Source organism: Marinomonas rhizomae (genome assembly GCF_003315485.1).
Classification (GTDB): domain Bacteria; phylum Pseudomonadota; class Gammaproteobacteria; order Pseudomonadales; family Marinomonadaceae; genus Marinomonas; species Marinomonas rhizomae.
Map to the genome: position 1 here is coordinate 95,805 of NZ_QNSE01000012.1, position 20,624 is coordinate 116,428.

Sequence of the window (20,624 nt, forward strand, 5' to 3'; positions counted from 1 at the left end):
TCATCAATAAGGATTTTTCATGATGTTAAAAAAGCGCTGGTTTCGAGCCTTGAGTTTTCTTCCTTTACTTACGATCAGTCAGTTCACTCTCGCTGCTGGGCAAGCAGCAGATACTGTCTCCCCAGAAGCCGCCAGTGGCCTAGAGAAAAAGAGTTTAGCTCACGCCCAAAAATTTATGGTCGCTACCGCCAATCCAGAGGCCAGTAAAGCCGGTTACGATGTTCTAAAGGCGGGCGGCTCTGCTATTGATGCCTTGGTGGCAGTACAAATGGTACTCGGCTTAGTCGAGCCTCAATCCTCTGGATTAGGCGGTGGTGCTTTCGCTGTGTATTACGATGCCGTCAATCAAAAACTCACTACTTTTGATGGCCGAGAGACAGCCCCACAAGAAGCCACGTCAGAGCTTTTTCAAGATAAGAATGGCAAACCGCTTGCTTTCTATGATGCCGTGGTTGGTGGCCGCTCTGTTGGCACGCCAGGCACCGTCAAATTAATGGGCGAGCTGCACAAACGTTATGGCACCATGCCGTGGAAGGACCTATTAGCACCAGCCACCCAGCTTGCACAAGAAGGTTTTATTGTTTCGCCTCGTTTGGCTGATGCAGTCAAAGGCAGCGCAGAGCGGTTGTCTCGTTACCCAGAAACCAAAGCCTACTTCTTTAATATTGATGGTACACCGCTGGAAGCTGGTAGCCGCTTACAAAATACTCAGTATTATGAAACCTTACGTTTTTTAGCGACTTACGGGGCAGACGAATTTTACACAGGACAAATCGCCAAAAAAATTGTTTCTCAGGTACGCGGAACAATTGATAACCCCGGCGTTTTATCTGAACAAGACTTTCTCAGCTACCGAGTAAAAGAGCGAGCTCCTGTGTGCTTACCTTACAAAGAGTACGATATCTGTGGTATGGGACCACCAAGCTCAGGCGCCTTAACTGTTGGGCAGATTCTTGGTATTACCGAACACTTTGATTTAGCAACCTTAGGTGCAAACTCTCCAGAGGCATGGCAAATTATTGGTGACGCTTCTCGTCTTGCCTTTGCTGATCGAGGCCGCTATATGGCTGATACTGATTTTGTCCCCATGCCACAAGGCTTATTAGACAAATCATATTTAGCAGAACGCGCAAAGCTAATCACCAAAGGCAAAGCGCTAGAAAGCGTTGAAGCTGGTGAACCAGAATGGCGTCATCCCATCAAACAAGCCGACGATATTGCCATCGAACTGCCCTCCACTAGCCACATATCTATCGTTGATAAAGACGGTAATGCCGTTTCTGTTACTACTACAATCGAGAATGGCTTTGGCTCCAGCCTGATGAGCAATGGCTTTTTACTCAACAATGAACTAACGGACTTTTCTTTTAAATCTCACCAAGATGGCTTCCCGATTGCCAACCGCTTAGAGCCCGGCAAGCGCCCTCGCTCCTCTATGTCCCCAACCATAGTAATGAAGGACAACAAACCTTATTTGGTTGTCGGCTCGCCAGGTGGTTCGCGTATTATTGGCTATGTAGCAAAAACCTTGATCGCTCATCTCGAATGGGGAATGGACATTCAGGAAGCCATCACGTTGCCAAATATGCTCAACCGCTTCGGTACTTACGATATTGAAAAAGGCACAGAAGCAGAAACCTATGAGAAGACACTAACTGACATGGGGTATAAGGTATCCGTGAGAGATTTGAACTCTGGCGTACAAGGGATTGTTATCGAAGAAGACAACTTACTTGGCGGCGCGGACCCAAGACGAGAAGGTTTAGTATTGGGGGATTAATTGTGAGGCAATAACACACTAAAACGGAATATGTACGACGTTACTTTTGATTTGCATAATACACAGCATACCCATTTCGCCCTGAACGCTTCACATCGTAAAGGGCGGAATCAGCTGATTTAATCGCTTTATCAAGGTCTGATGTGTCATAGCCAGTAAAAGAAGATAAACCGACACTGACAGAGAACGAAATAGAATGCCCATCGGATTCAACTTTTATTGACCGCACTCTATCCACAATTTCTGTTGCCAAGGCTTGAGCGTCGTCCAAACTAGACTCTTTTAAAAATACCACAAACTCATCACCACCTAAGCGGCCGACGAAGTTCGGTTCTTGAACGACATTTAGCACTATTTTACTGAACGCTATAAGCACTTGATCACCGCCAGCATGGCCAAATTGATCATTTATGCGCTTTAAATCATCTAAATCTAACACTAAAAGCGAAGACTGATTTGGTTGTTTTAGTGCTAATAATGTAGATAAGTAGTGTTTACTATTTTCATAAAAATAGCCGCGATTATATGTGTTGGTCATGCTATCCATAGTGGCTAGCCTTGCCATTTGCACTTCCATTTGATCAATTTTAAAAAAAAGTCCAACCAAATACCAAGATAGTAAAGGGGTAACTAACATCGTGATAATGCAAATCACAACAATATCTTGCTCTGGAAGATAAGCGAAGTCTAACCAATCGACTATCGAAAAATTGAGGATTATGGCGAATATGGTTGATAAAATAGTCAATAAAAAAACTAAACCAACTCGACCTAATTTTCGGAGACTCATTCTCACTAGCGGCGTCACTTAGCCTCCAAGAGGTAAAAAAGGGATTACAAAACAATTAGATAATTCACACTTAAAGATATAGCAATATAACCATTTAGTTCAACTAAACCTTTTCCTGCCAATAACATTCTCTCACGACATACAAGGTTCCATTTTATCGATAGCTTTCGTTGTTACCAGATCAAACACTCGATGTGCCTAAAAATAATATTATGGCATACTACAACAATACCCAAGACTGCCAAATCAAACGTAGCGCCATTAGAGTCAATACTATATTAAATATTTGATGGAAGCGTTTATCTGGTATCCGCTTCAATAATCTTAGACCTATCCAAGTCCCAATTGCACCACTAATTACCATACAAGCTAATAAAGGCAACCAAGCAGCAAGCGAAAAACCTGCAACTTTAAACACTCCAATTTTCAAAATATGCTGTAACGACATCGCCGTGGCGAAAGTAGCAAGGGTGCGGAAGCGATCTGTATAAATCTGTTTTACGAAGGCAGCAACTAAAGGCCCAGTCGCGCCTGCAAAAAGCGTGATTAAAGTTGTCACAGCACCAGCAATGACCGTTCCCCATGCCCCCAATACCATTTTGGGTAATTTGGGGCCCCAACATAAGTAAAGAATAAACACCGCAATCGTTAAATACATAATAACTGGCGGCAAAGAGACTAAAACAAAGCTTCCTATAAAGGCCCCGAAAATCGCACCAGGTAAAAATGCACCAATCAACTTCCAGTCAATATGTCGCCAACTCATCACAGCGCGCCCAGCATTCGATCCAAGCTGCGCCACACCATGTAATGGAATAATCAACTGTGGGGGTAATATTTGTGCCATCACAGCAAGTAACATAACCCCACCACCAGCCCCAAAGCTTGCGGTAAAAAAAGAAGTCAGCCCAGCCATAGCAACCAGTAAAATAAACACATCCAAGGAAACTTGGTCAAAAAACAAAACTGAAAGGCTCATACAATCGACAAGGAGATCAAAAATAATAAAGTCGCCAGAATAGCAAAATGGGCCACAAAAATCTCAGCGTGCCCATTCTTGTTCGTTATAGAGAAAATTATTGCTTATAAATATCTTTGTCTAAATCGTATTTGCGCATTTTGTCATAGAGAGTTTTGCGCGGTAGCCCAAGCGCATCCATGGTATCTTTGATAGAACCTTTTTGGCGCAGCAACTCTTGCTCTAGCAAGGTTTTTTCAAAGCGCTCTAACTGCTCAGGGAGTGTCATTACACCAGGGTTGTTTTCATTGATGATAATCTGATCAAATTCAAACGAGCCCGCTTCCCCCATTAGCACGTAGCGCTCAGCAAGATTACGTAATTCACGAACATTCCCCGGCCAATCATAGCTCAACAAACTGTGCATTCGTGCAGCCGAAAGTGGCTCAGATTCACGTTTATATTGGGCTATGGCCACCAAACAAAAATGCTGCCACAACAAAGAAATATCGTCTTTTCGTTCCCGTAATGGTGGAATATCCACTCGTACAACATTAAGTCGATAATATAAATCTTCGCGAAATGTGCCACCTTCGCTTAGTTGTTTCAGATCTACTTTGGTCGCGGCAAGAATACGCAAATCTAAATCAATCGCCTTATTTGACCCCAAACGCTCTAAACGGCGCTCTTCCAATACTCGCAGCAAGCGAATCTGCATCGACATCGGCATGCTTTCAATTTCATCAAGAAACAAGGTTCCGCCATTGGCATGTTCAAGCTTACCGATACGTTGTGTCTTAGCGTCGGTGAAAGCCCCTTTTTCATGACCAAATAGCTCAGATTCCATAATCGAATCAGGCACTGCGCCGCAGTTAATCGCCACAAATGCGTGATTACGACGAGAGCTGTGCTCATGAATATAACGCGCTACGAGCTCTTTACCTGTACCGGTTTCTCCTTGAATAAGGATATCCGCGCCCGTATCAGCAACATGCAACAGAGCCTGGCGTAAACGATGAATTCCCGGCGTATTACCAATGATTCGCGGGCCGGGAGCATTTTGTGCTGCTAACTCCAAGCGTAAATTACGATTCTCTAACGTCAGTTGACGCTTTTCCGATGCTCGGCGAACCACTTCAAGAAAGTCTTCATTAGAAAAAGGTTTTTCAATAAAGTCGTAAGCACCATCACGAATCGCGCTTACCGCCATGCTTATGTCACCATGACCCGTTATGAGAATAAAAGGGATTTCCGCATCGATCTTTTTAACTTCTTCAAACAGTTCTAAGCCACTTTTACCAGGCAAATTGATGTCACTAACAATCACACCAGACCAATCTAATGACAATTTTTCAATCACGCCTTGCACCGATGCAAACTCTTCAACCACAAAAGCTTCAAGCTGTAATGTCTGAGAAATGGCCATGCGAACCGCTTGCTCGTCGTCAATCAATATTACTTGCTTGCTGTCTGGCATTAATTTTCCTCTTTAGGATCTCTAGAAAGAGATTAAGACGGGGGAATCAGGTGGTTAAAACGAGGTAGCCTAACACAAAATTCGGCACCGCCAGAGTCTTGATTTTTTGCACTAATTTGCCCGCCCATTGCCTCAACAATACGCTGACTAATCGACAAACCTAGACCCAAGCCCAACCCTAAGGATTTTGAAGTAAAGAAGGGTTCAAAAAGGTGTCGAATGGCTTCTTCACTTAAGCCATTACCTGAATCTTGGATACAAAGAACGACTTGGTTTTCTGTCGAAGTTTGCTCAATACTGACGCGTCGAGTGTTATCGGGGGATTCTAAAATTGCATCGGCGGCATTCGCTAGCAAATTAACCAACACTTGCTCTAAAAAGACCATATCACCGTTTACGATAAAACCTTGATCTTCCGTCACCACTAATTCTATCCCCACTTCTTTATAGCGTGGACTCATGATTTTCAATGCTCCCATAATAGCGGTTTGGACAGCAATCGGCCCATGATGCACATCACCTTTACGCGCAAATACTTTAAAGCGAGCAATAATATCACCCATGTGATGGCCTAACTGACTAATATGTTGCAAGTTTGTATGGGCTTGTTCGTACTGGCCTCGATCTAGAAACTTCAAACCATTCCCTGCGAAAGCTCGAATAGCGGTCAAAGGCTGATTTAATTCATGGTTTAGGCCTGCGGTTAACTGACCTAACACGGCTAGTTTTGCCGTTTGTATTAGTTCTCGCTGTGTACCTTTATGCTCTTCGATTTCATGACGCAGACGAGTATTGGCACCCTGTAATTCAAAGGTTCGCTCTCTCACCCGCTCTTCTAGTTCGATACGTGCCTGTGTGATTTCCTGCTCGTAACGCTTGCGCTCCGTCATGTCATGAAAGGTCACCAAGTAACTTAGGCGATTCGGTAACTGCATCTTACATAAGGTCATTTCAACCGGAACCGTTTGGTCGGAATAACATAACCGCCCTTCTCTGGTTAACACTTTAACCCCTAAATCATTTGCAGCTTCCAAAAAATCATCCTGAGCTGGCGCATCCGACTCATCTGCTAGAAATAATGCATTCAATGGTTGTCCGACTAAAGGCGCTAACGGTTGGCCCAGCAATTTTTCAACGGCAGGATTAAACGACTCGATTTTATGGTTTTCATCCAGCGTCACTAAACCAGCTTGTGTATTTTGGATAACTTCACGAATGTAAGCTTGATTATGACGGGTCATTTCGTTGGCATCTGATCGCTCTCGCAACATTCTCGAGCGCAACATAGCAAGGCCAAACAACAAAGCTGTGATCGTCACCCCACCAGCAAAAATTGCTCGCCATAGCGCAATTTCTTCATTAATGGTTTTGAGTGGTGCAAGAATAGATATTTTAAAATCTAGCAAACGAATGGGGCGACTCATTTTCAAAAAAGACAGCCGCTCTATTTCGACATCATCATTCAACAGAGTGTTTTCGAGCACATCTACAATTTGAGATTTTTCATCAAACGGCTTTTGATACACAATCGCTAATTTTTCAATCGACTTACCATAGTAGCGCTGTGAATCAGCGATACGCTGTAGCTCGGCATGGGTTAATTCACCAAAAATGCGATACAACCAATTTGGCCGAGAACTACTAAATACAATGCCATCAGGATCCAGCAGTAAAAACTCATAGTGCTGATTGGCAAAACGTTTCTCAAATTGGGTCAAGTCTACCTTTACGACAGCAATACCAATAATCGAATCACCTTCGTAAACAGGATAAGAAAAGTAATAACCTCGACGATTAGAGGTCGTTCCCAAAGCGTAATAGCGACCAGGCTTGCCCTGAATAGCATCTTGAAAATAGGGACGAAAAGCGAAATTGCGGCCGACAAAGCTGGTATTTTCACGGTAGTTAGAGGCAGCAATCGTTAAACCTTCCGTATTAAGAATATAACTATCTGACGCCTCTGTAATTCGGTTTATCTGTTCAAGCTCCTGATTCAATTGGTTAATATCTGAATCAAAACCATCACGAAGAGCTTTTTTGACTCTATCATTAGACGCCAATAGAGTCGGCATGTGTTGATATTTAGCAATAGCACTTTCAAGCACACTCGCAAGCTGATTAAGCTGCTCAAAAGAGTCAATTCGTAACGTCTTAATTTGCTGATTTTTTAGCGCTTCGCCCCCCTTCCATGTCATCAATAAAGTGATGAGAAACACAATAAAATACAGCCAAAAAAAATGTTTTTTAAGACGGTTTAAATAAAATGATCCTATACTAAAGCGCTTACTCTCACTCAAAAACTTAACTCTCTATACGGTAGGGTTTAGATACATTTTTTACATTGTATTCGTATTCTATTTCAGGCACGTTCTAATACTCTTAAATAAAAATACATTTATTAAATCTCCATCGACAGGATAAAAATGCACTCCATTAGCTTTCATTGCCAATCAATTGACGACCTAACTCAGAAGCTGGAGGGTATTGACGCACCGGATTTAGTCCAACTATACGGAACATTGGCCATAAAAGAAGCCAAACCGTGGGCAATTTACCTGTCAAAACGCTTTCCTGCGGCTTGCCGAGTTGGTATGGCAAGCCAAAGGCATATCTCTAATGGTCTGGTAAAAAACCATGGCGCGACGCTTATTTTATCCTATTTTGAAAAAAGTCATCTCGTTCACCACAGCGTGGCATACGATGATGAGCGTGCAGATCAATCTGGACAAAATTTATTTGCACCATTTTTAACACAAACAGAACAAAACCAAGCCAATTGTTACATTGTGTTAGTAGATTCAAAAGAGGCTATTCAAGACGACTTTTTTCATGTTTCTCAACACAACGACCTCACTATAAGTGGTGGTAGAGCTGGTCTATTTGATCATAAAAATAGTTGGGTAATGTATCAAGATAAGCTGTACCAAAATCAGTCTATTGCAGTGGGCATTGTAAGCCCATATTTAACACAACAACGTGATGTATTTGTTGATAATATCGCGATTGGGCGACATATGCTGATCACCTCAAGCGAGGGCAAAACCATCAAGCAAATTGATCATTTGCCCGCACAACAGGTCTATCAGCGCTACCTATCAAATGGTGAAAAAATCAGCCTCGAATTGGCAAATCGCTTTGCACTTACCTCGATGCATAATAACGTTGAAATCAATGCCGTGCCTTTAGACTGGGCAAATGACGGAGGCATAGTCATGAGCGAAGCGCTTCCTGAAGGCGCATCAGTGAGATTTCTCTATTTTCACCCGGCTCAATCATTGCATGCCATTGCACCCAAAATACAACACCTCAACGAGCAACAGCCGGACAGTGTTTTTGTCTTTAGCTGCATTAGCCGTGAAGACTTTATCGATGAACAACCCACTGACAAACTGAACCTACTTAATCAGGTTATACCCTTGCATGGTACTTATTGTTTTGGAGAATTTTTTACCACGCAATTCGGCACTAGAATCATGCAACATGCGTTAACTTACTTAGCAATAAACGAGTCTAACTGTGGAGTTAAGCGAGAAGTTGAACCTATTCGGGTTACAGATGAAGGCGACTCTTTAGCCCCCATGTTCAATTTAATCAGTAATGCTTTTCAAGATCTTGAACAAGAGTACGCAACCCTGTCGGCACAAAAACAGGATCAAATAAGCGGTGATTGGTTGCATGACTTACAAACAGGGTTACTGAATCGTTTTTCGCTACTTGGACGACTTAACAATAAGCAGGATATTTTTCATCTTGCGGTTCTTCGAATCCGTAGTTTTCGTCTGATCAATCAGCAATATGGTTACAATGCAGCTGACGACTTGTTTGCCCAGCTGGCGCATTACTTAAAGCGTCGCTTAAGTACCAATTCAGTTGGCATTGAGTTCACTTGCTATCGTTTATCAGCCAATGAAATTGCGGTTTCTATTCACAGTCATATCGCACCTAACAAAATAGTTCGATTATTTCGTAACTTAGCGGAAGACATTGAAAACCAAGAATTTTCAATCACGAACAAAATAGAGCACTTACTAACTCTTAGTTTATCTATTGGCATGGCTTCTGTTTTTGATCAACAAGGCCAACCTCTCTGCGAGCAAGCTCATCTTTTAATCAAAGCCAGTGAAGCAAGACGATTTGCACAGATAAACAATCAGCCTATTTATTGGAATGGTGATTTACAAGATCACGCCACATCAGAAGAAAATCTAGATTGGATTCTAAAAATACGTAAAGCCCTAGAAAATGATGACATATTGGCTTACTTTCAACCTTACTATGACAGCCAAACAGGCGAAGAAGTGGGTGCTGAAGCCTTATTGAGAGCGCGTATTGATGGCAAAATAGTAAGCCCTGCGTTGTTTTTAGATTTAATTAAACAAACACAGCTTTATGCCAAAATAACTCAAGTTATGTTGTTGAAATGTGAGCATATCCTCAATCGCTATCCAAATGTACATGTTGCCTTGAATCTTTCTGTTTTAGACTTTAAACACTATGCGACATTAAAGGCGCTACGTGAATTCTTCAAACGTAATCAAGTCAATGGCCGATTAACACTTGAGATCACAGAATCAGAATCCATCCAAGACTATGAATGGATCAGCCCTATTATTAATGAATTTAGAGCCGCTGGGGCGCTATTAGCCATTGACGACTTTGGTGCTGGCTACTCAAATTTAGAAAAACTCATCGCTTTGAATCCAGACATATTAAAATTAGATGGTTGTATCGTAAAAACCATAGACACAGACGAGAAGCTCCAGAAACTGGTAAAACACGTTAACAGCCTTGCTCATTCTTTAGGTACAAAAACTCAGGCGGAATTTGTTCATAATGCCGCCGTACAACAACAGTTAGTAGACCTAAAAATAGACTATTTGCAGGGTTATCATCTATCAGAGCCTATCAGTGAGTCAGAATGGCTTGGGCAACAGGATAATAAAACAAACCTATAAAAAATTTCGCTTATGCTCTCGCGTGAGCGAATGACAACACCTCGGCAATATGGGGTTTATGACACAATAACATTAATAAACGGTCTACACCGAGCGCCACGCCAGCACAATCAGGTAGACCGCTTTCTAATGCGGTAATGAGTCGCTCATCGAATTGCCTATTCGCCAGGCGCAATGCCTTGCGTGTATTTTTATCTTCAGCAAATCGTCTTGATTGCTCCTTGGCGTCCGTCAGTTCATGGTAGCCATTTGCCAGTTCCATCCCCTGCCAATAAAGCTCAAAACGTGCCGCGACTAACTGACCTTTTTCATCAAGATGTGTCTTAGCAAGTGCGGCCTGAGAAGCTGGGTAGCTATGAATAAAACAAGGGACGTATTTACCAATAGCAGGTTCTACCACGCTCGAGAAAAGTAACTCAAGCAAGGTGTCACGGTCGTCTTCTTGTAAACCGTATTCAGTGTGTGCATGGGCGCACTCTTGTAATTGGAACAGTGTCGCAGTGAAAGGATCAAGTCCAGTATGACGTAAAAACGCCATTTGATAACTGAGTCGTTCGCAAGTCAGCACCTCGTCATTCAAAAGTGTCGATAACAAACTTTGTATTTCATCCATTAACTGCCAATGATCAAAACCGACTCGATACCATTCCAACATGGTAAATTCGATACTATGACGTCGGCCAATGTCCTCGGCTCGGAACACTTTACCCAATTGATAAATAGAACCAGAACCCGCACATAATAGACGCTTCATGGCGAATTCAGGGGAGGTTTGAAGATAATAAGTAAGGTCTTCGCCTTGAGAACGCGTCTGGCAGGTTAATACTTCAATATGTGGATCGGTAATACTGCCCAGAGACAGGCATTGAGTATCCACCTCCATCACCTCACGTGCATCGAAAAAAGCGCGAATAGCTTTCAGTAACTGAGCGCGCTTTTGCAAAATCGACATATCAGCACTGGGTTGCCACAAAGAAGCGTCGTACATAGAAAAACACTCTGAAAAATAAAGTGCATCATAACAAATACAGCCTTATATATTCACTTTACTCAACAATATTTTAATGCCCGCGATGCCAAACATCAGAGTGAAAGCCGCATCAAAGCCGCGTTTCATTTTAAAATAACCTTGGCGAATCCGTGGGTTGGAAAACAGCACAGCGTAGCCCAAATTTATGCAGGCACTTTGAATCGTTAATAGGACAATCACAGACAACAAACCTTGTGTGGAAACCGAACTCGGCATCCCCATGGCAAATAAAGACCCTAGAAACAGAATCGCTTTAGGATTGGTTAAGTGGATAGCCAAACCACGAAAATAAGCAGTGTGTAAAGACGTTTTTTTAGTCTCTAGCGTGGCCAACATTTTGCTCGTATCCGATTTATTCGTCATTGCCGAACGACAAGATTTGTAAGCTAAGAATAATAAATAGACCGCACCAACATAACGTAAGCTCTCGAATAGCCAGACATTCGCATACAGTACAGCGCCTAAACCAAAGGCGGCCGAACACGACCAAAATAGCGAGCCTGTAAGTATGCCTGATGCTAACGCCAAGCCTTGCACTCGCCCCTGATTCATTGACGTCGATGCAATCGCCAATGTCGCAGGCCCAGGACTCGCCATAGCGACAAAAGCCCCCATTAATATCAAGACATAGTGGATTTCTTGCATGAATCACCTCTCAGTCTTCTTAAAAAACTCCATTTTGGTAATGTCATTTGCCCAACAAACAGACCTAATAAAATCAGCACAGCTGCGATTATCTGATTCGTTTCTATTGGCTCATGGTAAAACCAATAACCACCCAGAATGCCAAATACTGGCACCAATAACGTCATCGGCGCGACACTCGACACTGAGTATTTCATGATCATTTTATTCCAAAACCAGTAACCCAATAATGTCGTCGGGTAAGCTTGAAACAAAGCGGAAAACAGCGTCCATTGGGTAAATTGATTCGGCAACTCAGTGACAACTTGCGTCCCTTCAAAAATAACCGCAAGCAATAACAAAGGCAAAGGTGCAAACAAGATTCCCCAGATATTAAAGGCAAAAATCGCTTTGGTATTCGCCCGCTTTACGATCAAGCCATTAATACTCCAAAACATTGACGCCATTAATACCAGCACCAAACCTTTGCCAGTCACCGAACCACCTTCGGAGTACATAATCAAAGCAAGTCCAAGTAACGCCAATCCAGCGCCAAGCAACTTATTGCGAGTAATGGTTTCGTTTAAACATAGCCAACCCACCAGCAAACTACTGACAATACTCATATCCAACAACAAAGACGCCATTCCCGCAGAGACACCAGCGCCAATCGATAAGGTCGTTAATCCCCAAACGCCGACACCAAAAGACAAGCCATAAGCGATCAAATAACGCCACGGCACATCTGGTTTTTTAATAAAAAAGATCAAGGGAAACACCGCAAAGCTAAAACGCAACGCGGTTAATATCAAAGGATGAACATTGTTCACCCCAAGCTTGATCACACTAAAGTTCAATCCCCATAACGCCATCAAGGCAAACAGCAACCCAAAGTCTCGCAGCTTCATTATTCGTTCCTAGTAAATAAAATCTGTTGTAAACAATAACGAAGGCGCTCAATTACACGCGGTGTTTCTATTCGAAACTACCGCCTACCTCACAGAAACACCGCGTGTAACTGAACATAGCTAAGCATTCCTTCAGAAAAGAAGTATCACTAGAAAACAAAAAAGAACACAGATTCAATTTTCAATAAAAATAAGAGTACAATTCAGGAAGATAGAAATATTTCTGGAGAGGTTATGGCGCTTTACGAAGCACTGGCTCAGCACTATATCGACGACATACAAGCACAACGACTGCCAGCTGGAAGCCGTTTACCAGCGCTACGAACCATGGCGAAACAACATCAAGTCAGCATGACCACGGCAACTAAAGCCTACGATTACCTGCAACAAACCGGTTGGATTTATGCACAGCCACAGTCTGGATACTTCGTTGCCAACCAACTCGAAAGTACGGCCTTCCCAAGCCTAGACATCAAAAGTATTGAACAACGCGACCCAAAACGCTTCGCGCCATTAAATGGCTATAACCCTGCCTCGGCGCTTTTTAGTCCGCTTGGCACCTCGATGATTTCGCCAGAATTACAACCTAGCGTCGCACTGCAACGCAGTATTAAACGTGTCACCCAAAGAGCAGGAAAGCATCTATTTCAATACCCAGAAACACAAGGCGACAAAGGCCTGAGAAGCGCCCTTGCGGAACATTTCCGCCATGACAATCTAGCCTTTGCAGCCGCCGACTTTGTGATCACCAATGGCTGTATTGATGCGGTAAGACTGGCAATAGAAAGCGTTACCAAAGCAGGCGACACCATTGCCATTAGTTCCCCTTGCTTTAGTGGCTTGCTCGATTTACTCAGCGCTCTATCTCGCAAAGTGATTGAAATCCCTATTAGTGACAAAGGCTTAGATTTAGACCATCTAGAAACCTTGATGCAACAAGGTTTAATAAAAGCCTCTCTGTTTAGCACATCGAACATGAATCCAACTGGCATGACGCTACCTATTGAGCAAAAACAAGCGCTAGCTAAACTGGCAACTCAATACCAAACGCCAATGATAGAAGACGATATCTATTTCGAATTGGGTCATCAGAAACAACAATCGCTGCCAGCAAAATATTGGGATAAAGAGGGTTACATTATTTGGTGCGGATCTTTTTCAAAAACCTTAGCCGCTGGACTGCGGCTTGGTTGGTGCGTCCCAGGGCGCTATTTATCGCCCTATCTCAATCAACATACATTAACCAGCTTTGGCGTGAACGGACTTATACAGTCTTGTATGGCAGAATTTATCAACACTGGTGAATATCGCTCTCATGTGAATAAAATTCGCACGATATTGAATCAACACATCCACAGCTACCAACAATTTTTGCTCGAACACTTACCCGCCACAGCGAAAATCAGTGCACCACAGGGCGGTATCGTTCTTTGGGTACAAATCCCCAACCTAAATGCGCTACAGCTTGAAAAAGAAGCCAATAAACAGGGCATCGACATACGAAGCGGCGCGTGTTTCAGCACCCACGACTTCTATCACGATTGCTTCCGTATCAACTGCGGTTGGCCGTTAGAAAACACTGGGGATAAACACAGTACTTATCAACAATTGATTCATTTATGTGGAATGATCAACAACCTAATAAGCCTAGATATTTAACAAAATCTCAGCGATTGCACATTTACTCCTTTAAACCTAACCTTTAGATCAATGAAAAAAACCCAATCTATCTAGGTAAACATTAAGAGGAATATTTGATATGTCTTACCGCTCCATAAAACTCATTAAACGCCCTGCTCTAGAAATCACTAACGACATATTTGAAATTGTCACACAAGACATTCCTACGCCAGCAGAAGGTGAGGTACTGGTAAAACTCTCTCACTTGTCTTTAGACCCCGCCATGCGAGGTTGGATGAGCTCTGACGAAAACAGCTACATTCCGCCAGTAAATCTAGGCGATACCATGCGTGCCAGCGGCATAGGTGAAGTGGTTGAATCCAATAATGAAAAATTTCCGGTTGGCACACGTGTCATGGGGCTTATGGGGTTAACTGAATACGCGATTAGTAAGGGTGACGGCTTAAACATCATTCCCAAAGAGCTACCAGCTGAAGCCATTTTATCCGTCATTGCTTTACCTGGAATTACCTCTTATCACGGTGTATTTGAAGTACTTAAACCTGAAGCAGGCCAGACCCTTATTGTCACAGCTGCGGCAGGGTCAGTTGGATCTCTTGTCGGTCAAATGGCCAAAAACCTCGGCTTAACTGTTATTGGCGTAGCGGGATCTGACGAAAAATGTCAGTGGTTAACTAAAGAGCTTGGTTTTGATCATGCGCTTAATTACAAAGACGCAGACTTTGTTGAGCAGCTGACAAACGCCACACCGAAAGGCATCGATCTATTCTTTGAAAATACAGGCGGCGTCGCACAAGCCCCAATCTTTGAGCGTATGAATGCTCATGGCCGCATTGCTGTCTGTGGATTGATCGCCGAGTACCAGAAAGAGGAAGCCGCTCCTGGACCAAGCTGGATTGGGATCATCAAAAAGCGCCTAAACATTCAAGGTTTCACTATGCCTGATCATTTCCACCGCATTCCAGAGTACGGTCAGGCGTTGGGTGCCATGCTCGCTAAAGGTGAACTGAAATACCGCGCTCATGTTATTGAAGGCATTGAAAGCTCAACCGACGGTATTAACTTGTTATTTGAAGGCAAAAATACAGGTAAGCTGATCGTTAAACTGTAGCGCTTTCCATCAATCAAATGTGATAGGAGCGTTAAAGGGAATAGCTAGGCAGTTATTCCCTTTTTATTTAAAGAGCAGCATGAGCAACTAAAGAACAACTACAGGTCAAACTGCGATGGTAACAACACCACATCTCTAATCGTCACATGACGAGGCCGCGTCAACATAAAGATCAATGCTTCTGCCACATCACTCGCTTCCATCAAACTGCCTTTTGCCTTAGCTTCTGCCAATTTTTCATCAGGCCAATCTGACAGTAAAGAAGTAATAACTGGGCCTGGAGACACCGAACCAACACGAATTCCATGCTTACTGACTTGTCTTCGTACAGTTTGCACAAAACAATTTATAGCCCATTTTGATGAGGCATAAACAGGTTCCCAAGGCGTCGGAAAATGTCCGGCTAAAGAACTGGTTATCAAAATATCTCCAATGCCTCTCTCAATCATATGCGGCAAGACATCGCGTACGTTTTTAATGACCACATTAACATTCAAGTTCAACATTCTGTCTATAGCATCATTATCAGCATCAACCAAGTCTCCGCCCACATACAAGCCGGCATTGGCGTGAAATATGTCAATTACTTTGGTCTTTTCTATAATTTGAGGCACCATAGCCGAGCAAGCGGCAGGATCCAATAAATCTACCGCCAGAGTCACGACCGAGTCGCCATGCTTTTCTTGTATAGCTTGAAGTGCTGTCTCATCACGATCAATGATAACGACTTGAGCACCTTCTCCTATCATAGCTTCCGCACTAGCAAGGCCAATACCGGATGCACCACCTGTGACTACAGCCACCTTCCCTATTAATAATTTAGACATGCTTGACCTATTGTTGTTATTTAGTCGATAAAAAAGTCGATCCAATCAAAGCTACCATCTTAAAGAGATAAACCTCTGCTACTTTTTTGCGCATAAATAATGAAAAAAACTCTTTTTCCAATCCTCGTACAATAAAATCGTAGCAATAACCTTGAAAGATGCAAAAACTCAGTCAAAAAACCGGCCAAATAGGGAAAAGCCATTTTAATTCCCCTAACTTCAGCAATATTCAATTTTTTTGAACACTTACCTCAAAATACTCCGTTACTGTGCAGCTCGATTTTTATATACAGTAGATATCACTTAAACAGAACTTCCACATACGAAGGCAAATAGACATGAAAACTCTAGTTAAAAACATCACAAACACAACGTCAGGTATTGCTAGTACAATTTTGCGTATTCCAATTGGCCTTATCCTAATGGCACATGGCGCTCAAAAATTATTCGGTGCTTTTGGCGGTTACGGTTTAGAAGGTACAGGTCAATGGATGGCCTCTATTGGTTTAGAGCCAGGTTATTTGATGGCACTTTTGGCTGGTAGTGCAGAATTCTTTGGTGGCTTGGCGCTGGTTATCGGTTTGCTTGTTCGCCCAGCGTCTGCGGTTATCGCCTTCGCGATGCTAATGGCAATTTTCTCTGTGCATATATCGAACGGTTTATTTATGGCAAACAACGGCTACGAATACGCACTAACGCTGTTGGTTGTGGCTGTTTCTTTGGTGTTTAGCGGCGCGGGCTCTTTCTCTGTTGATAAAGCCATTGCGGCTAAATTGTCACTTGTTTGACTACAGCGTGATCCTTGCTATCAATAATTTAAAAACCTCGAGACTTTGTATCGAGGTTTTTTTCTTTTAGACAGAGTATAGAAAAAGAGCTAAAGGAAAACGCTATTCATTTTGAACGTTTTTGATATTGTTAACACGAATAAACCAAGGTGATGATGGTGGTTAATTTTGAGCACCAAATAATCTATTATAAAAAAAGGTTTTCTCATGTCTGACTATGTCATTATTGGTGGCGGCGCCGCGGGCTGCTTGCTTGCCGAGCGCCTATCTCGCCACCCTCATATTTCAGTTACCTTACTTGAAGCCGGTGCCTCTGATACCAACCCTTTGATTCACATTCCGGCAGGCATTATTGGGCTAATGCGCAGCCAAAAATTAAATTGGGCGCTGCGTACCGAGCCACAGTCTGAATTAAACAATCGCCACCTATTCTGGCCTAGAGGAAAAACCCTTGGCGGAAGCTCCTCCATCAATGCAATGTGCTATACACGCGGGCAAGCCGAGGACTTTGATCACTGGAAAACGCTAGGGAATATTGGATGGGGCTATGAGGACTTATTACCTCACTTCAAATCCACCGAGCATTTTTATCTAGATGAAAATCAATGGCATGGTTCAGATGGGGAATTATTCGTTGAGCCTTTGCGCCATATAAACCCACTTTCACATGCTTTTATCAAAGCAGGGCAAGAGGCTGGAGTGCCATTAAATGAAGACTTTAATGGCCTAAATCAATACGGCATTGGTCCTTATCATGTGATGCAAAAAAACGGCGCTCGTTGCAGTGCTGCAAGTGCTTTTCTTGATAAAGCGAAATCTCGTACCAATCTTACTATCATTACCCATGCTCAAGTCGAACAAATTGAAGTTCAACACAAACGAGCTGAAGGCGTGCTTTATAAGGTTCACGGTAAGTCCCACTTTATTTCAGCAACACAAGAAGTACTCCTATGCGCTGGCGCTTTACATAGCCCGCATCTCTTAATGTTATCTGGAATTGGACCAAAGGAGGAATTAGAAAAACATAAAATAAAAGTACAACATGACTTAAAAGGCGTGGGAAAAAATTTACAAGACCATCTCGATATTAGCCTTATTCACTTAGAAAATAATCGCAACAGTATTTCTTTTCACCCCAGTTTTTGGCTAACTGGCATAAAAAGCCTTTGGCAGTATAGAAAACGCCAAGGCATGCTGACATCAAACATGGCCGAAGCTGGCGCTTTCATCAAAACAAATAAAGAAGATGATCGTCCTGACGTACAACTACATTTTTTACCCGCTATCGAAGTCGATCATGGCTTAAATCTCTGGCCGACTTTCAAACATTACGGCTTCACCTTACGCGCCTGCTTACTTAGACCCAAGAGTCGAGGCTACCTAGGTTTATATTCCAATAAAGTCAGTGATCCTCCAAAAATCGATGCGGGCTATCTAACCAACGATGAAGACATAGAAGGCATGATTAGAGCCTTTGACGCGACAAGAGAAATATCTCAACAACTGTCTCTATCACAACATAGCCTGCGGGAGTGGCAACCAGGCCTCCCTTGCCAAACAAAAGAACAAAAAATCGCTTATATACGTTCTCACGCGGAAAGTATTTACCATCCTGTAGGAACTTGCAGAATGGGCACTGATGAGCTCGCCGTCGTCGACCAATCACTCAAAGTACGGGGGATTGATAAATTGAGAGTCATTGACGCCTCCATAATGCCTACGCTAATCAGTGGCAATACCACTGCCGCCACATTAGCCATAGCAAGTAAAATAGCAGAGGAAATGGCCGCACAAGTTGTTTAAAAAGACTCTTGTTCAAAACAAAAACTTACCCTAAGACAAACCTTACCCAAAACAAAAAAAGCCCTGATAGTTTCCTATCAGGGCTTTCATGTTCATTACGCAAAGCTAGAAATTATTTACCTGTTGCGCGCGAAACGTAGTCGCCTGTACGAGTATCAACACGTAGCACTTCACCGATATTGATAAACAGAGGGACACGAACCATAGCACCTGTTACCAAGTAAGCTGGCTTAGAACCACCATTAGCCGTATCACCTTTTACGCCTGGATCTGTGTCTTTCACTTCAAGTTCAATGAAATTAGGAGCAGCAACTGCCAATGGAGCACCGTTGTATAAGGTTACAACGTATTTTTCTTGCTCTTTCAGCCACTTAATCGTGTCGCCTACAGCCGTTTCATCCGCTGCATGCTGTTCAAAAGAACCATCGATAGCCATAAAATGCCAGAACTCGCCGTCTGTGTATAAGTACTCCATATCGGTGTCCATAACGTCAGCGGATTCAAGCGTATCACCTGATTTAAAAGTACGCTCCCACACTCGTCCAGAACGTAGGTTACGTAACTTCAGGCGGTTAAAGGCTTGGCCTTTACCAGGTTTAACGTGTTCATTGTCGATAATCGCACATGGATCACCATCAACCATTACTTTCGCGCCGCTGCGCATATCGCTGGTAGAAATATTAGCCATACATCCTCACAGTATATTTTTAGAGAAAAGGCTCTGACTGGCGTATCATGTCAGTCCCAAGATCTCTGCAAACTTCTTTTTTGTACTCTTTTGAGTAATTTAAAAAGAGCGTTTGCAAAGATCTCTAAGAGCCACTGGCCGAGTGGGCCAAAATAAGTTGGCGCAATCATAACCCAAATGAAGACAATTTTGCAGATATTTGACGTGATCCCTACTCAAACAAAGAACAATTTAAGCTGGTCGCAGCACCTGTCACAGGCCCTAACCTCCTTACCGGAACTGGTTGAGCATTTAGGCTTACCAAAAAGTCTTGCTCAACAAGGCATAGAAGCACATCAAGGTTTCAAATTATTAGTGCCTCGCCCTTATTTGTCTCGCATTGAATATGGCAATCCAAATGATCCCTTGTTATTGCAGGTCTTACCCAGCCTAGCAGAGATGCAAAAGGTTGCGGGCTATACAAAAGACCCATTAGAAGAAATTGACCATAATCCGCAAAAAGCCATCGTGCATAAATACAAACGCCGTTTATTGGTTATCACCACAGGGACATGCGCGGTAAATTGCCGTTACTGCTTCCGTCGTCATTTTCCTTACGGCGACAATCAACTGGCGCAAGCAGAATGGCAGTCGGTGATCGATTACTTAAAAGATCACCCAGAAGTCAACGAAGTAATCTTAAGCGGCGGCGATCCTTTGATGATGAAAGACGCCTTGCTCGCCGATAAAGTCCGTAAGCTTGATGCTTTACCGCAAATAAAGCGCCTGCGTATTCATTCACGCTTACCTGTGGTAATTCCAGACCGTGTTTGCGACGACATGTTGGCGTGGATCAAGACAAGTCGGCTAGACATTGTCATGGTGTGGCACATTAATCATGCCAATGAAATGGACGAAGAGCTTACCCAAGCGGCTTATAAGCTAAAAATAGCCGGAGTCACACTGCTCAATCAAGGCGTTTTATTAAAAGGCGTCAACGATTCGGTAGAAGCTCAAGTCAATTTGAGCGAAGCCGTGTTTAATGCAGGGATTTTGCCTTATTACATGTTCACCTTAGACCCAGTCGAAGGCGCGGCGCATTTTGATATTTCAATTGAAGACGCTCAGCGTTTAATGGGGAAGGTCGCTGCCGAGCTACCCGGCTACTTAGTGCCTAGACTCGCTAAGGAAATCCCTGGCAAGCCAGCAAAAAGCGTCTTTGCACCAATTTTCAATGAACTCGACAAATAGCTGCTCACTTGGAC

Annotated in this window: 16 protein-coding genes; 7 read left to right on the top strand and 9 right to left on the bottom strand. The window is 43.1% G+C overall.

What is annotated here, in order from left to right:
• The first annotated feature begins 19 nt into the window (after positions 1-19).
• On the top strand, positions 20-1,780 hold the full coding sequence (gene ggt, locus DFP80_RS16000) for a gamma-glutamyltransferase (RefSeq protein ID WP_206610604.1): 1,761 nt from the start codon (positions 20-22) through the stop codon (positions 1,778-1,780).
• A gap of 40 nt (positions 1,781-1,820) precedes the next feature.
• On the opposite strand, the gene DFP80_RS16005 is transcribed toward ggt, so the two are convergent.
• From DFP80_RS16005 to DFP80_RS16020, 4 genes are all read right to left on the bottom strand, one after another.
• Complete coding sequence (locus tag DFP80_RS16005) at positions 1,821-2,570, bottom strand: GGDEF domain-containing protein (RefSeq protein WP_113917814.1); 750 nt, start codon at positions 2,568-2,570, stop codon at positions 1,821-1,823.
• 220 nt (positions 2,571-2,790) lie between these two features.
• Positions 2,791-3,549: a sulfite exporter TauE/SafE family protein gene (locus tag DFP80_RS16010; protein ID WP_113917815.1), complete on the bottom strand. Its 759-nt coding sequence runs from the start codon at positions 3,547-3,549 to the stop codon at positions 2,791-2,793.
• Positions 3,550-3,646: 97 nt separating this feature from the next.
• Positions 3,647-5,005 carry a sigma-54-dependent transcriptional regulator gene (locus DFP80_RS16015; RefSeq protein WP_113917816.1) on the bottom strand — a complete coding sequence of 453 codons (1,359 nt, stop codon included), beginning with the start codon at positions 5,003-5,005 and terminating at the stop codon, positions 3,647-3,649.
• Between the two features lie 32 nt (positions 5,006-5,037).
• Positions 5,038-7,221, bottom strand: coding sequence for an ATP-binding protein (locus tag DFP80_RS16020; protein WP_241560285.1), 2,184 nt, complete (start codon positions 7,219-7,221; stop codon positions 5,038-5,040).
• Between the two features lie 207 nt (positions 7,222-7,428).
• Between DFP80_RS16020 and DFP80_RS16025 the strand changes: the two genes are divergently transcribed.
• A complete protein-coding gene (locus DFP80_RS16025) occupies positions 7,429-9,960 on the top strand; it encodes a bifunctional diguanylate cyclase/phosphodiesterase (protein ID WP_113917817.1) in 2,532 nt (843 codons plus the stop codon).
• 10 nt (positions 9,961-9,970) lie between these two features.
• Here DFP80_RS16025 and epmA read toward each other — a convergent pair whose 3' ends face one another.
• From epmA to DFP80_RS16040, 3 genes are read right to left on the bottom strand one after another with little or no spacing between them, the layout of a single operon-like run.
• The gene (gene epmA, locus DFP80_RS16030) at positions 9,971-10,948 is read right to left on the bottom strand and encodes an EF-P lysine aminoacylase EpmA (RefSeq protein ID WP_113917818.1); all 978 of its coding nucleotides are present in this window, start codon (positions 10,946-10,948) and stop codon (positions 9,971-9,973) included.
• 45 nt (positions 10,949-10,993) lie between these two features.
• The gene (locus tag DFP80_RS16035; RefSeq protein ID WP_113917819.1) at positions 10,994-11,635 is read right to left on the bottom strand and encodes a LysE family translocator; all 642 of its coding nucleotides are present in this window, start codon (positions 11,633-11,635) and stop codon (positions 10,994-10,996) included.
• Positions 11,611-12,522: an EamA family transporter gene (locus tag DFP80_RS16040; RefSeq protein WP_113917820.1), complete on the bottom strand. Its 912-nt coding sequence runs from the start codon at positions 12,520-12,522 to the stop codon at positions 11,611-11,613. Before DFP80_RS16040 ends, DFP80_RS16035 begins: the two co-directional genes overlap by 25 nt.
• Positions 12,523-12,756: 234 nt before the next feature.
• On the opposite strand from DFP80_RS16040, the gene DFP80_RS16045 reads away from it, so the two are divergent.
• Together DFP80_RS16045 and DFP80_RS16050 are read left to right on the top strand one after the other, a co-directional pair.
• Complete coding sequence (locus DFP80_RS16045) at positions 12,757-14,181, top strand: aminotransferase-like domain-containing protein (RefSeq protein WP_113917821.1); 1,425 nt, start codon at positions 12,757-12,759, stop codon at positions 14,179-14,181.
• Between the two features lie 100 nt (positions 14,182-14,281).
• A complete protein-coding gene (locus DFP80_RS16050) occupies positions 14,282-15,274 on the top strand; it encodes an NADP-dependent oxidoreductase (protein WP_113917822.1) in 993 nt (330 codons plus the stop codon).
• A gap of 98 nt (positions 15,275-15,372) precedes the next feature.
• Here DFP80_RS16050 and DFP80_RS16055 read toward each other — a convergent pair whose 3' ends face one another.
• Complete coding sequence (locus DFP80_RS16055) at positions 15,373-16,101, bottom strand: SDR family oxidoreductase (RefSeq protein WP_113917823.1); 729 nt, start codon at positions 16,099-16,101, stop codon at positions 15,373-15,375.
• 338 nt (positions 16,102-16,439) lie between these two features.
• Here DFP80_RS16055 and DFP80_RS16060 point away from each other — a divergent pair, with 338 nt between their 5' ends.
• Positions 16,440-16,889 (top strand): DoxX family protein, encoded by a 450-nt coding sequence (locus DFP80_RS16060; protein ID WP_113917824.1) that lies wholly within the window; start codon positions 16,440-16,442, stop codon positions 16,887-16,889.
• Positions 16,890-17,096: 207 nt separating this feature from the next.
• Positions 17,097-18,692 carry a GMC family oxidoreductase gene (locus tag DFP80_RS16065; protein ID WP_113917825.1) on the top strand — a complete coding sequence of 532 codons (1,596 nt, stop codon included), beginning with the start codon at positions 17,097-17,099 and terminating at the stop codon, positions 18,690-18,692.
• 112 nt (positions 18,693-18,804) lie between these two features.
• Here the strand turns inward: DFP80_RS16065 and efp are convergent, their stop codons facing one another.
• Positions 18,805-19,380, bottom strand: a complete 576-nt coding sequence (efp, locus tag DFP80_RS16070; RefSeq protein ID WP_113917826.1) for an elongation factor P — start codon at positions 19,378-19,380, stop codon at positions 18,805-18,807.
• A gap of 204 nt (positions 19,381-19,584) precedes the next feature.
• Here efp and epmB point away from each other — a divergent pair, with 204 nt between their 5' ends.
• Positions 19,585-20,610 carry an EF-P beta-lysylation protein EpmB gene (gene epmB / locus DFP80_RS16075; RefSeq protein ID WP_113917887.1) on the top strand — a complete coding sequence of 342 codons (1,026 nt, stop codon included), beginning with the start codon at positions 19,585-19,587 and terminating at the stop codon, positions 20,608-20,610.
• Positions 20,611-20,624: the final 14 nt, after the last annotated feature.

Bases quoted from the DNA above. Each gene is read 5' to 3' on its own strand.
- ggt (WP_206610604.1), top strand. From the start codon at position 20: ATGATGTTAAAAAAGCGCTGGTTTCGAGCCTTGAGTTTTCTTCCTTTA.
- DFP80_RS16005 (WP_113917814.1), bottom strand. From the start codon at position 2,570: ATGAGTCTCCGAAAATTAGGTCGAGTTGGTTTAGTTTTTTTATTGACT.
- DFP80_RS16010 (WP_113917815.1), bottom strand. From the start codon at position 3,549: ATGAGCCTTTCAGTTTTGTTTTTTGACCAAGTTTCCTTGGATGTGTTT.
- DFP80_RS16015 (WP_113917816.1), bottom strand. From the start codon at position 5,005: ATGCCAGACAGCAAGCAAGTAATATTGATTGACGACGAGCAAGCGGTT.
- DFP80_RS16025 (WP_113917817.1), top strand. From the start codon at position 7,429: ATGCACTCCATTAGCTTTCATTGCCAATCAATTGACGACCTAACTCAG.
- epmA (WP_113917818.1), bottom strand. From the start codon at position 10,948: ATGTACGACGCTTCTTTGTGGCAACCCAGTGCTGATATGTCGATTTTG.
- DFP80_RS16035 (WP_113917819.1), bottom strand. From the start codon at position 11,635: ATGCAAGAAATCCACTATGTCTTGATATTAATGGGGGCTTTTGTCGCT.
- DFP80_RS16040 (WP_113917820.1), bottom strand. From the start codon at position 12,522: ATGAAGCTGCGAGACTTTGGGTTGCTGTTTGCCTTGATGGCGTTATGG.
- DFP80_RS16045 (WP_113917821.1), top strand. From the start codon at position 12,757: ATGGCGCTTTACGAAGCACTGGCTCAGCACTATATCGACGACATACAA.
- DFP80_RS16050 (WP_113917822.1), top strand. From the start codon at position 14,282: ATGTCTTACCGCTCCATAAAACTCATTAAACGCCCTGCTCTAGAAATC.
- DFP80_RS16055 (WP_113917823.1), bottom strand. From the start codon at position 16,101: ATGTCTAAATTATTAATAGGGAAGGTGGCTGTAGTCACAGGTGGTGCA.
- DFP80_RS16060 (WP_113917824.1), top strand. From the start codon at position 16,440: ATGAAAACTCTAGTTAAAAACATCACAAACACAACGTCAGGTATTGCT.
- DFP80_RS16065 (WP_113917825.1), top strand. From the start codon at position 17,097: ATGTCTGACTATGTCATTATTGGTGGCGGCGCCGCGGGCTGCTTGCTT.
- efp (WP_113917826.1), bottom strand. From the start codon at position 19,380: ATGGCTAATATTTCTACCAGCGATATGCGCAGCGGCGCGAAAGTAATG.